Genomic DNA, 12,519 nt, shown 5'->3' with positions numbered 1-12,519 from the left:
CGCACCCATACCCAAACGATGATGTACATAATTGTTTCTGGTAAACAATGGTGAGACGACTGTCAAAGCGTTTCAGTACGCGAATTTCTGACGGAAAAGAAACACCGCTATCGGCCGTCGAGGACAAACAATTTTCTCGCCGTAGAGACGACAGAGGGTATGTTCGAGAAATCGACGTGGATTCGCTTACCGCGAAACGTCGTGGTGGGTCACGGGGTACTCGACCAGACGCTCGACGCGGTGGACGAACTCCATCTCGCGGGGCGGCCGCTGGTCGTCTCCAGTCCGACGCCGCACGCCGTCGCCGGCGAGCGCGTCGTCGACCAGTTCGAGGACGCGGGCTACGACCCGGCCGAAGTCGTCATCGACGAGGCCAGTTTCGACGCCGTCCAGCGGGTCATCGCCCACGCCGAGGACGTGGACGCGGGGTTCATGCTCGGCGTCGGCGGCGGGAAGGCCATCGACATCACGAAGATGGCCGCCGACGATCTGGGACTCGGGTTCGTCTCCGTCCCGACGGCGGCCAGCCACGACGGCATCGTCTCGGGCCGCGGCTCGGTCCCGGAGGGCGATACGCGCCACAGCGTCGCCGCCGAACCGCCGCTGGCCGTCGTCGCCGATACCGAAGTCCTCGCGGAGGCCCCGTGGCGACTGACGACGGCGGGGTGTGCGGACATCATCTCGAACTACACGGCGGTCCGGGACTGGGAGCTCGCCCACCGCCTGAAGAACGTCCCCTACTCCGAGTACGCCGGCGCGCTCTCGCAGATGACCGCCGAGATGCTCGTCGACAGCGCGAGTTCGATCAAGAAGGGGCTGGAGGAGTCCTCCTGGATCGTCGTGAAGGCGCTGGTCTCCTCCGGCGTCGCGATGTCCATTGCCGACTCCTCGCGGCCGGCCAGCGGCGCGGAACACCTCTTTTCCCACCAGTTAGACCGCATCGCGCCCGACCCGGGGCTGCACGGCCATCAGGTCGGCGTCGGCGCTATCATGACCGAGTACCTCCACAGCGGCCCGAAGGGACGCTGGCGCGACGTTCGGGACGCGCTGGGTGCCATCGGCGCGCCGACGACGGCCGACGAGTTGGGTATCGACGACGAGACGGTCGTCGAGGCGCTGACGACGGCCCACGAGATACGCGACCGCTACACGGTGCTGGGCGACGGGATGAGCGAGGAGGCGGCCATCGAGGCGGCGACGGTCACCGGCGTCGTCTAGACGATCTCGGCGACCGGGTCCGGGTCGGTGTCCCACCGCACCGCCTCGTCCGTGGCCGCCTCGGCCTCGGTCAGTTCCGCGGTGAAGACCACGCTGAGTCGATACACCGTCGCCGCCGTCTCGTCGTCGGCGTTGCGGATGCCCGAGATGGTGGCGCTCGTCGCGTCCGTCACCGCGCAGTCGACGCCGGTGGCGTCGCGGACGATTCGCTCCGTGGCCTCGGTCAGCCCCTCGTCGTCGCGGGGTCGGCCGCGCGGGACGCCCCACCCGCCGTCGTCCTCGCTGAGCAACACCGCGTCGTCGTCGTCCCGCACCACCGCCTGAATGTCGAGGTTCCCCGCCTCGGCCTGGTCGAGCGCACGTCGATACCCGTCTTCGGCCACTTCGAACGTCGTCTGCGTGACCGTCGGCGACCCGACTTCGGACTCGATGCGCTCCAACCACTCCTTTATCCGCGACCGCGAGCGGTCGGATACGTCCATACCCCGTGGGTGCGGGGCCAACAGTATAAATCCGGCTAACCCTTCTCGCCGACCGAGACGGCTCGGCGACCCGTCTCCCGAAGCGCCCGGTCGACTTCAGACGTGGTCGTTCAGGAACTCGACGACGCGGGTGTACGCCTCGATGCGGTTCTCGCGCTTGCTGATGCCGTGGCCCTCGTCCTCGAATATCAACTTCTCGACGGGGACGCCGTGGTCCGCGACCTCCTCGGCGATCTGCTCGGCCTCGCCGACGGGAACTCGCGGGTCGTTCGCCCCGTGGAGGACGAACAGCGGCGCGCTGATCCGGGAGACGTTGTTGATCGGCGAGACCGATTCGAGGAACTCGCGGTCCTCGGCGAGCGACCCGTACTCCGCCTCGCGCAACTCGCGCCGCCACTCGCCCGTGTTCTCGAGGAACGTGACGAAGTTGGCGATGCCGACGATGTCGACGCCCGCCGCCCACAGGTCGGGGTACTCCGTGAGCGAGGAGAGCACCATGAACCCGCCGTAGGAGCCGCCCATCGCGACGATGCGGTCGGGGTCCACAGCGGGGTGGTCGTGGAGCCACTCGACGCCCGCCCGGACGTCCTTCACGGAGTCCAGTCGCTTCTCCACGTCGTCTAAGTGGGTGTACGCCTTCCCGTAGCCGGTCGACCCGCGAACGTTCGGTTCGAGGACGGCGTACCCCCGCGAGAGGAAGTACTGCGTGAGCCCGGCGAAGGAGGGGCGGCGCTGGCTCTCGGGACCGCCGTGGATGTCCACGATGACCGGGGTCGTGCCGTCCTCGTCGGCCTCCGGCGGCAGGGAGAACAGCGCGGGGATCTCGCGGCCGTCGAAGGACTCGAAGCGGATCACGTCGGGTTCGACGAACGTCTCCCGCGGGATGCCCGCCGTCGAGGCGTGGGTCCAGCGTTCGCTCCCCCCGCTCTCCGTCTCGACGACGAAGACGTTCGTGTTGACGGTGCGTCCCGTGACACTGACGGCGAAGCGCTCGGCGTCGGGACTCCACGCCACGCCGCCCGCGAGTCCGCCGGGGAGGTCCGGCGTCGGGAACTCCGCGATGGTGGTCGCGTCCTCGAACTCGCCGACGGTGAGTTCGTTGTACCCCTCGACGTTCTTCGAGTAGGCCACTCGGCCGCTCGCCTGGTCGATGGCCACGCCGTCGATGTTCCAGTCGTCGTCCGCCCGGACGACTTCGAGGTCGCCGGACAGCGAGAGGCGGGCCAGCGAGAGCGTGTCGCTCCGCTCGTCGGTGGCCAGATACAGCGCGTCGCCGTCGGGACTCCACGAGACGCTGACGTAACGGACGCTGCCCTCGTGGGGTGTCAGATGCGTCAGGTCGCCCGACTCGACGTCCAGGACGTAGACGTCCTGGTCGAAACTGGAGTGGGCCTCGCTCAGAATCAACCGCTCGCCGTCGGGCGACCACCCGCCGACGCTGAACCAGCCGTCGCCCTCGTAGACCAGTTCGGCGTCCTCGCCCGTCTCCTCGCGGCCCTGCACGTAAACGTCGAAGACCGACTCGTCGCGGCGGTTCGACGCGAAGGCGAAGGCCCCGCCGTCGGGCCGCCACCCGCCCCAGCGGTGCTTGGCGTCGGGCATCCCCGTGAGGTTCTCGATTCGGCCGTCGTCGCCGAGCAGAAACAGCTGGGCACGCTCGTTGCCGCCCTCGTCCATCCCGAAGACGAGCTCCGGGCGCTCGGGGGAGTAGTCGACGAAGCTCACCGGCTCGTCGTAGAAGGTGCGCTGTTCGGGCCAGCGGCCGGCCGCGTCGAGCGTCCAGACCTGCGAGACGCCCGTCGCGTCGTGGAGGAACGAGAGCGTCCCGTCGGGGGCGAAGGACGCGCCGTAGGCGCTCCGGACGTTCAGGTACCGTTCGAGATCGTAGTCGTACACGGCCGTCCGGAGGGCGCGAGCGGGCAAAGTCCTTTGCGGCGAACGGGTGGATTTTTGAGAACCCCCGTTGACGGGTTCGGTATGCGTGTCGCGGTCGTCGCCATGGAGACGAGCCACTACCGGGACACCGACGGCCGACGGCGCATCGAACGGGTCGCGCGCGAACTCGCCGACGCCGGCCACGAGGTGTCGGTGTTCTGCTCGCAGTGGTGGGAGGGGTTCGACAAGCGCTTCACGCCCGACGCGGTCACGTATCGGGCGGTCACCGTCTCGCCGACCGAACCCTCGTTCTGTACGAGACTGCCCGCGTTGCTGGCGAAGTTCCGACCGGATATCGTTCACGCGATTCCGTCCCCCCCGTCGGTCGTCCTCGCGGCGAACCTCGGTGCGTCTCTCTCGCGCTCGCCGCTGGTCGTCGAGTGGTACGGCGACGAGAGCCTGCCCGACGCTCACCGGACGAACTGGTCCCTTCGCGTCCCCGACCAGTTCGTCGCACCCTCCGAACTCGTCCAGACCCGCCTCTGGGAGGCCGGTGCTTCGACCGACCAGACGACCGTCCTCCCCGAGAGCATCGACATGGACCTCGTCCGGGAGACCGACCCCGCCGAGGCGGTCGACGTGGCGTACGCACATCCGTTGGACGAGAGCGCGAACGTCGAGTCACTGTTTCTCGGTCTCGCCGAGCTCCGCCGGAAGGACTGGTCGGCCACGATCATCGGTGACGGCCCCGAGCGGGACGCCTACGAACGGGAGGCCGCCGACCTCCGCATCGACGACCGCGTGGAATTCGTCGGGGCCTGCGACCGCGAGCGACGCGTCTCCATCTACAAGGGCGCGCACGTCTTCGTCCAGACGGCGTTCCGGGAGTGCTTCGCCACGGACCTGCTGTGGGCGCTGGCCTGTGGCTGTATCGGCATCGTCGAGTATCAGGCCGAATCGAGCGGTCACGAACTCGTCGAACACCGCGACCGCGCCTTCCGCGTCACCACGCCGCAGGAGATCGCCGACAGGATCGTCGAGTCGGCCGAGATGGAGCGCCGGGCCGTCGACGAATCGCTCTCGCAGTTCGACCACGAGGCGGTGCGAGGCGAGTACGAGGCCCTCTACGAGCGATTGGTCGAGGAGCGCGGGCTGTTCTGAGACCCGGTCAGTAGGGGATGATACGGAACCCCTCGGGGACGACGAACCCGAGCACGAGGAACAGCGCGGCGGCGATCCCCGCCGCGATGAGGGCGTAGGGAGCCTGACTCCTGACGTGGACCATGTGGTCGCTCCCGCTCGTCGAGGAGGCCAGGACGGTCGTGTCGCTGATGGGCGAGGTGTGGTCGCCGAAGATGCCGCCGCTGAACACCGCGCCGAGGACGAGCGGGAGGTTCGCCCCGGTCGAGAACGCCAGCGGGATGGCGATGGGGAACATGATGCCGTAGGTCGACCACGAGGAGCCGTCGGAGAAACTGACCGCCGACGTGACGAGGAAGACGCCCACCGGGACGACGAACGCGGGCACGCCGCCGAAGACGTTCGTCACGAACGAGGAGATGCCGAGTAACGACACCGCGTTCTGGATGGAACTGGCGAACATGAGGATGACGGCGGCCAGTAAGATGCCCTTGAAACCGACCATCATCGCGTCGGTGGCGTCGTCGTTCGACGGGATGTCGCCCTTCCAGCGGTACAGCAGGAAGGCGACGATCAGGGCGGCGATGGAAGCGATTCCGAGCTGGACGCCGCCGATGTTGAACGCCCACGGGCCGCTCGGTGGCGCGACGAGCCGCCAGCCGCCCAGCTGAACCAGCGTCGTTCCCATCCTCTGTCTGCCCTCGACGTAAATGACCGGACTGGCCCGCCAGAACATCGCGCTCAGGCCGACGACGACCATCGTCAGGATGGGCCAGGCGAAGTTCCGCCAGTCCGGCGTCGCGGTCTCCGAGACCTCGTACTCGTCCATCTCCTCGGAGATCATCGGGTCGGCGTCCTCGCCGACGACCTCGCCGGTTTCGCGCGCCCGCGACTCCTCGGTGCCCATCTCGTAGAGGTTCGGGACGACCTGCCACGCGACGAGCGCCGCGAGCGCGAGCGCGGCCCAGGAGTAAAAGCCCGTGAACAGCGTGTTGAAGAACAGCGGCCAGACGGCTCCCGTCGCCGCCGTCACCTGCTCGCCGCCGGCGTCGACGAAGTTCGACATTCCCGACGGGAGCGACCCCTGTTTCTGTGCCTCGACGAGGCCACTGCCGATGAAGCCGACCATCGCCGCCCCCCACGTCGAGTAGAAGGCGAGACGGGACGCCGGCGACCCCGCCGAGTCGACGTAGTAGGCCAGCTTCGCCCGCGAGACGTCGAAGCGGTCGGTCAGCGGGCGCATCATCGAGCCGACCACGAGACAGTTGAAGTAGTCGTCGATGTGGACGGCGATGCCGGCCAGGAAGGCCGCCTTCTCGGCGTCGTCGGCCGAGTCGACGCGCGAGGCGAGCGCTTCGAGGACGCCCTGGATGGCCCCGGCTCGGATCATCAGACCGATCATGCCGCCGATGGCGAAGATCGCCAGGAGGACGTTCTTGACGTACCACTCGCCGAATAGCGGGGCTGTAGCGATGATCTCCGGGACGAGCTTCAGTCCGAACAGCGCGCCCAGTCCGATGCCGCCGACGCCGGTCGTCCACGAACTCGCGTTCTCTGCCTGCGGCTGGACCGTCGCCACCTCGCCGCCGGCGGTGATCAGGTCCGGCGGGACCCCGACGGTCTGCGGGTGCAGCGCCCCGAGCAGGACGCTCGTGACGACGATGCCGACGAACAGCCCGATGAGGGCGTCGCGCGTGTACCAGGCGAGCGCGATGGCCACGAGCGCCGGGACGACCGACCAGGGGCCGGCCACGATTCCTTCGACCATGTCTGGTCGTCCGAGTGGCGACACATTAACGTACGTATTCGCCCGCGTCGCCGCTCGGCCCGCGCGAGTCGGCGGCCGTGACCGCGGCCCGTCGCGGACGGCAAGCCGGCCAGACGAAACCCGTTTTGCCCTCGGTCACCTCCGGCCGGTAGTGACAGACGAGGAGCCAGCCGACTCGGAACCGGAGAGCGCCGACAGCGACGGGCCGGCCGTCGAACTCGACGCCGTCTACGACGCCATCGACGCCGTCGGCCGCCCGCACCTGACGGCGACCGAGCTATCTCGGAAGACGGACCTCACGCCCGACGAGGCCCGCGAGGCGCTCGAAGCGCTCTCCGAGGAGGGCGAGATAGAGCGCCAGAACGTGAGCGAGGTCGAGTCCGTCTGGTACCCCACGGACGTCGCCGAGGTGACCGACCGCGAGCGCGTCGTCCTCTTCCCGGACCGCCGGGAGGTCGTGGTCGAACACCCCGACCAGTTCACGCGGGCGCAGCTCTCGCAGTTCGCCCGCCTGCAGGACTCCAACCGGTCGGGCGGCTACGTCTACGAGCTGCGCGAAGCGGACGTCTGGGCGGCCCCGCACGAGTCGCTCGACGACCTGCTGGCGACGATGCGCGACGTGCTGGGCGAGCGCTCGCCCCACCTCGAAGAGTGGGTGACGAGCCAGTGGGAGCGCGCCCGGAAGTTCCGCCTCTATACCCACGAGGAGGGGTACGTCGTCTTAGAAGCCGAGAGCGATGACTTGATGGGCAACGTCGCCCGGCAGAAACTCGACGACGAATATCTGCGCGCCCCGATCTCCGACTCCGAAGCGTGGGTCAACCGCGACGCCACCGCCGAAATCAAGCGGACGCTGTACGAGGCGGGCTATCCGGTCCGGGACGACCGTGAACTGGACGAGGGCGACGCCCTGGAGATGGACCTCCTCCTCCGCCTGCGGGACTATCAGGCCGACTGGGTCGAGCGGTTCACCGAGCAGGGCTCGGGCGTCTTCGTCGGGCCGCCGGGATCGGGCAAGACCGTGGCGGCGATGGGGACGATGGCCGCCATCGGCGGCGAGACGCTGATCCTGGTCCCCTCCCGGGAACTCGCCACGCAGTGGCACGACGAACTGGTCCGGCACACCTCGCTGACCGACGACGACATCGGCGAGTACCACGGCGGCGCGAAGGAGATTCGCCCGGTCACCATCGCCACCTACCGCACCGCCGGGATGGACCGCCACCGGAAGCTCTTCGACCAGCGCAAGTGGGGTCTCATCGTCTACGACGAGGTCCACCACGTGCCGTCGCCCATCCACCGCCGGAGCGCCGATTTGCAGACCAAACACCGTCTCGGCCTCACCGCGACGCCGACCCGCGAGAGCGACGACGAGGAGGAGATATTCACGCTCGTCGGCCCGCCGATCGGGACGGACTGGGGGAAGCTCTTCGACGAGGGGTACGTCGCCGAACCCGAGGTCGAGATCCGCCTCGTGCCGTGGGGCGCGGACGACGAGCGCACGGAGTACGCCTCTACGTCGGGCCACGACCGGCGGCAGGCGGCGGCGAACAACACCGGGAAGATCGAGGAGATCCGCTACACGCTCGCCCAACATCCCGCGGCGAAGGCGCTCGTCTTCGTGGAGTACCTAGACCAGGGCGACGCCATCAGCGAGGCCATCGACGCGCCGTTCATCAGCGGCGAGACGCCCCACGCCCGCCGGGAGAAACTGTTCGACGAGTTCCGCCGGAGCGAACGCGATACCCTGGTCGTCTCCCGGGTCGGCGACGAGGGCATCGACCTCCCCGACGCCGAACTCGCCGTCGTCGCCTCCGGACTCGGCGGTTCACGGCGACAGGGCGCACAGCGCGCCGGGCGGACGATGCGCCCCGCCGGCGACGCGCGCATGGTCATCCTCGCTACGCGCGGCACGACCGAGGAGGACTTCGTCCGCCGGCAGATGCGCCACCTCGCCTCGAAGGGCATCCGCGTGAACGAGACGGAGGCCGAAGCCGTCGAAGCGCCCGCTGCCGAGGACTGAGCTCCGCTTCGACGATCGAGAACGTGACGCCGATTCAACTGCCGTCGAACCGCTCGGGGTCGCGGGCGGCCTCGGCGACGTCGACGGCGGCGACGTTCTCGGCGACGTCGTGGACGCGGATTATATCCGCGCCGCGTTCGACCGCGAGCGTCGTCCCCGCGACGGTCGCCTCCAGGCAGTCGCCCGGCTCTTCGCCGACGAGGCCGAACAGCGACTTGTGGGAGTGGCCGAACAGGATCGGACAGCCGAGCGCCCGGAACTCGTCGAGGCGGTCCAGCAGTTTGAAGTCCTCGACGCGGGACTTCCCGAAGCCGATGCCGGGGTCGACCAGGATCTGCTCGCGGTCGAGCCCGGCCTTCTCCGCCAGCAGCACGCGCTCGGTCAACTGGTCGATGCAGTCCGTGACCACGTCGTCGTACTGGACGTCGCTGTCGGGGTCGACGGGCGTCTCGATGGAGTGCATCACCACCACCGGGACGTCGTACTCGGCGGCGACCAGGCGCATCTCGGGGTCTTCGAGGCCGGAGACGTCGTTGAGAATGTCCGCCCCGGCGTCGAGCGTGGCGCGGGCGACGCTCGCCTTTCGCGTGTCGATGGAGAGGAGCACGTCCCGGTCGGCCAGCTCCTCGACGACGGGGACGACTCGGGCGATCTCCTCGTCGGCGGGGACCGGCTCGGCACCCGGTCGCGTGGATTCGCCGCCGATGTCGATCACGTCCGCGCCGTCGGCGATCATCTCCTCGGCGCGGGCGACGGCGTCCTCCACGGCGTCGTACTCGCCGCCGTCGTGGAACGAGTCCGGGGTGATATTGAGGATGCCCATGACCGAGGGACCGTCCTCCCACGGGTAGCCGCGGCCGCTGTCGGGTTGCTGGATGTCGAGCGCCTCTCGGAGCTCGTCGGCGAACGGCGAGAGGCCGTAGGGCTGGCCGGCGAGCTTCTCGGTCAGTCGCTTGTACTGGGCCATCGTCGCCATCGTCACCACGTCCAGCCGCTCCTCGTCCTGGTCGTTCAGCCCGGAGATGGCGCACTCGCCGCCCAGCGACAGCAGTTCCTCCTTGAGATACTGCGCCTGTCGCGGCTGGACCCGCGTGCGGAGGACGCGGTGGACGGCCTTCCCGCGCATCCGCCACGCGCCGGCCTCGGTGACGTGCGCGTCGTCGATGGTCTCGCGGGCCTCGTCGAGCGAGTCGACGCGCTTGGGGACGATGGCGCGCGACCACCGGTTGCGGGCCTCGCGGACCGCGTACAGCGATCCGGTGACCAGCACGGCGTCGCCGTCGTCGGCGGCGTCGAGAGCCATCTCCAGCGCGCCGGCCACGTCGCTGCGCGTCTCCACGTCGGCGTCGGTCGCCTCGCGCATCGCCTCGGCGACGACGGCGGGCGACTCCGCTCTGTCGACGTTCGGCCGGCAGACGATCGCGTGGTCGGCGTCCGAGAGCGCCGCGGCCATGCCGACGTGGTCCTTGTCGACCATCGCGCCGACGACGAGGTGGAGGTCGTCGTAGGAGAAGGAGTCGAGCGTCTCCGTCGTCCGTTCGAGGCCGCCGGGGTTGTGCGCCCCGTCGAGCACCACGAGCGGGTCCTCGCCCATCACTTCGAATCGGCCCGGCCAGTGGGCGTTCCGCAGACCGCGTTCCAGTTCTTCTCGGGACACGTCGGCGACCTGTCTGACCAGCGCCGCCGCGATGCCGGCGTTCTGCGCCTGATGCTCGCCCAGGAGCGGGAGGTGGGTTTCGACGGTCCAGTCCGGACCCTCGATGGTAACTGCGCCTTCCAGCCCGTCGCGGCCGCCGTAGGTGACGGCCACGTCCGCCGGGCCGTCCGCTCCGCGGTCGGTTCCGCTGGTTCCGTCGCCGACGGTCACCACGTCGCCGGCGACCTCCCGAACGGCGTCGAGTGCGTCGCCGGTCGTGCCGGTCACCAGCGGCGCGCCGTCGGGCGCGACGTGGGCCTTGTCGCGGGCGATCTCCCCGACCGTATCGCCGAGGATGTGAGTGTGTTCGAGCGTCACGGAGGTCACGGCGCTGGCCGCCGGGTCGACGACGCTGGTGGCGTCGTACTTCCCGCCGATGCCGACTTCGAGGACGGCGATATCCACGTCCTGTCGGTCGAACTCCCAGAGCGCCAAGGCGGTCAGCGTCTCGAAGAAAGTGGGCGACTCGCCTTCGGCTCCCCGCTCGGTGACGGACGGTTCCACCGTCTCGACGAACTCGACGAGGGCCGCCTCGGGCACTTTGCGACCGTTGACCCGGACGCGTTCGCGCACGTCGTCCAGGTGCGGCGAGGTGTAGAGGCCGACGTCGTATCCCGCCTCTCGGAGGCTCCGCTCGACCATCCGCGCGGTCGAGCCCTTCCCGTTGGAGCCGGCGATCTGGACACAGCGGAGGCTCTCGTGCGGGTCGCCGAGCGTCGAGAGCAACTCCCGCGTGGCGTCGGTGCCGGCCCGCGACGCGAACCGGCGCAACTCGAAGAGGAAGTTCGCGGCCTCGTGGAACTCCATGTCCCGAGTATTCAGAGCCGCGCGCTTTAGCCTGTCGGACCTACCGCTCGCCGCCGCGCCCGCTCCGCATCCAGCGCACGACCGCCCCGCTCACCGCAAGGAAGGCCACGCCGAGCAGCGGCGCGACGTTGATGCTACCGGGCGTCCGGACAGACTGCTCGTCGGCCGATATCTCGGGTTCGCTCGCCGGCGCTCCCGTCTCGCCCGCGCTCTCGCCGACGCCCTTCGTCGGCCCGATGTAACTTTGACTGTGGCTCCGATCGCTGGTGTCGTCCGTCTCACTGGCCCCCTCGCCGAGGACGGTCGATGCCGACGTCTCGTCCGTCGACGACGCGGACGCTCCCGCGTCCGTCTCCGTCCCCGCGTCAGCGTCTGTCTCGTCCATACCACCACGGTCGACACCGCCGCTCTTGCCTCTGGTGGTCGCGTCGCGACGGCCGCCGGTCCGCTCGGTCGAGGCGACGCCGGTGTCGGTCGCCGGCGGCGGCGTCTCGGCGACCGGGCCGTCGCCGTCGTCGTCGGAGCCCCGCCGTTTGAGGAACCAGAATCCGACGGTCCCCAGTCCGACCACGACGAAGGTGACGCCCGCGCCGAGCAGTCCCCACTTCTTCACGGCGGACGCGGATTCCTCGTCGTCCTCGGCGGGCTCGACCGCGCCCTCCGACGCGAACGTCTCGCGCGTCGTCGTGTCGACCGGCCGCGACGCCGGCGGCGTCTCCGAGACGGCCCCCGCGTCGTCCGCGGCGTCCGCCCGGTCCTCGAGAGCCGCATCGAGGTCGTCGACGACGGTGATACCCGGAATCGCACCGAGCACCCGCGCCGCGACGCCGGCACCGACCCGTATCCGAAGCACGGTGTATTCGCTCATGGCTGGACTGACGGACGGCAGCGGTTTAAATCCGTGTGGCGGCGCTCGCAGAAACGTGGCCGCTGCCCGTCAGGTCTCCCGCTCGACCTCGCGGGTCTCCCGGACCTCGTGAGTCTCGTGGGCGTCGGCGGCTTCGACGGCGGTTTCGCGGCTCACGTCCGGGATCGACTCGTCGTGTTCGGCCAGCAGCGTCTGCAGTTCCGCCTCGTACTCGCGCTCCGAGAGGTCGCCCTCGACGTAGCGCTCGTCGAGGGCGGCCTTTCGCTCGTCGAGAGACGGTTCGAACCGGTCGCCCAGCCCCAGCGAGCGAAGCGGTGGGACGAACCGCTCGGCGCGGTGGAAGGCGTCGGCGGCCCCCCGATTGGTCGGGAACGAGGCGCGACTGGCCAGCTCCGAGGCGAGGGCGGCGACGAGGACGACGTCGAGACCGGCCAGCAGGAGCGTCCCGAGGACGGTGACGGCCACGACCCCGAGCAACGGGCCGCCGGCTACGAGCGTCGACACCGTGGCGACGAGCCCGACGACGGCGACGCCCGCCGCTCCGAGCGTCGTCAGGACGACGCCGGCGAATAAGATCCAGTGGCGGTTGTCGGAGACCCAGCTCACACTCCCCCTTAGTCGCAGGCGAGACAAAGGCGTTGT

9 protein-coding genes are annotated in these 12,519 nt (G+C 69.4%); 3 read left to right on the top strand and 6 right to left on the bottom strand.

The annotated features are described in order from the left end of the window. The first annotated feature begins 159 nt into the window (after positions 1-159). Positions 160-1,218 carry an NAD(P)-dependent glycerol-1-phosphate dehydrogenase gene (locus GO488_RS05235; protein ID WP_162316736.1) on the top strand — a complete coding sequence of 353 codons (1,059 nt, stop codon included), beginning with the start codon at positions 160-162 and terminating at the stop codon, positions 1,216-1,218. Here the strand turns inward: GO488_RS05235 and GO488_RS05230 are convergent. Both GO488_RS05230 and GO488_RS05225 read right to left on the bottom strand, forming a co-directional pair. After that, entirely contained in the window at positions 1,215-1,700 is a 486-nt protein-coding gene (locus GO488_RS05230; protein WP_162316735.1) for an NUDIX hydrolase, read from the bottom strand. The genes GO488_RS05235 and GO488_RS05230 overlap by 4 nt on opposite strands. Before the next feature lie 96 nt (positions 1,701-1,796). Further along, positions 1,797-3,596: a S9 family peptidase gene (locus GO488_RS05225; protein ID WP_162316734.1), complete on the bottom strand. Its 1,800-nt coding sequence runs from the start codon at positions 3,594-3,596 to the stop codon at positions 1,797-1,799. Between the two features lie 81 nt (positions 3,597-3,677). Here GO488_RS05225 and GO488_RS05220 point away from each other — a divergent pair, with 81 nt between their 5' ends. Further along, entirely contained in the window at positions 3,678-4,736 is a 1,059-nt protein-coding gene (locus GO488_RS05220; protein WP_162316733.1) for a glycosyltransferase family 4 protein, read from the top strand. Between the two features lie 7 nt (positions 4,737-4,743). On the opposite strand, the gene GO488_RS05215 is transcribed toward GO488_RS05220, so the two are convergent. Further along, entirely contained in the window at positions 4,744-6,483 is a 1,740-nt protein-coding gene (locus GO488_RS05215; protein WP_162316732.1) for a Na+/H+ antiporter NhaC family protein, read from the bottom strand. Positions 6,484-6,634: 151 nt separating this feature from the next. Between GO488_RS05215 and GO488_RS05210 the strand changes: the two genes are divergently transcribed. Further along, positions 6,635-8,506: a DEAD/DEAH box helicase gene (locus tag GO488_RS05210; RefSeq protein WP_162316731.1), complete on the top strand. Its 1,872-nt coding sequence runs from the start codon at positions 6,635-6,637 to the stop codon at positions 8,504-8,506. Between the two features lie 34 nt (positions 8,507-8,540). Here GO488_RS05210 and folP read toward each other — a convergent pair whose 3' ends face one another. From folP to GO488_RS05195, 3 genes are all read right to left on the bottom strand, one after another. Continuing rightward, on the bottom strand, positions 8,541-11,009 hold the full coding sequence (folP, locus tag GO488_RS05205) for a dihydropteroate synthase (RefSeq protein WP_162316730.1): 2,469 nt from the start codon (positions 11,007-11,009) through the stop codon (positions 8,541-8,543). 40 nt (positions 11,010-11,049) lie between these two features. After that, a complete protein-coding gene (locus GO488_RS05200) occupies positions 11,050-11,877 on the bottom strand; it encodes a flagellar basal body-associated FliL family protein (protein WP_162316729.1) in 828 nt (275 codons plus the stop codon). A 69-nt stretch (positions 11,878-11,946) separates the two neighbouring features. After that, positions 11,947-12,483 (bottom strand): hypothetical protein, encoded by a 537-nt coding sequence (locus GO488_RS05195; RefSeq protein ID WP_162316728.1) that lies wholly within the window; start codon positions 12,481-12,483, stop codon positions 11,947-11,949. Between the last annotated feature and the right edge of the window lie 36 nt (positions 12,484-12,519).

It is taken from the genome of Haloarcula limicola (assembly GCF_010119205.1).
Lineage (GTDB): Archaea > Halobacteriota > Halobacteria > Halobacteriales > Haloarculaceae > Haloarcula > Haloarcula limicola.
This window is presented reverse-complemented; position numbering and strand designations above follow the sequence as displayed.

What these genes read in the sequence shown, in the direction of transcription:
- GO488_RS05235 (WP_162316736.1), top strand. Translation starts at nt 160, where the DNA reads ATGTTCGAGAAATCGACGTGGATTCGCTTACCGCGAAACGTCGTGGTG.
- GO488_RS05230 (WP_162316735.1), bottom strand. Translation starts at nt 1,700, where the DNA reads ATGGACGTATCCGACCGCTCGCGGTCGCGGATAAAGGAGTGGTTGGAG.
- GO488_RS05220 (WP_162316733.1), top strand. Translation starts at nt 3,678, where the DNA reads ATGCGTGTCGCGGTCGTCGCCATGGAGACGAGCCACTACCGGGACACC.
- GO488_RS05215 (WP_162316732.1), bottom strand. Translation starts at nt 6,483, where the DNA reads ATGGTCGAAGGAATCGTGGCCGGCCCCTGGTCGGTCGTCCCGGCGCTC.
- folP (WP_162316730.1), bottom strand. Translation starts at nt 11,009, where the DNA reads ATGGAGTTCCACGAGGCCGCGAACTTCCTCTTCGAGTTGCGCCGGTTC.
- GO488_RS05200 (WP_162316729.1), bottom strand. Translation starts at nt 11,877, where the DNA reads ATGAGCGAATACACCGTGCTTCGGATACGGGTCGGTGCCGGCGTCGCG.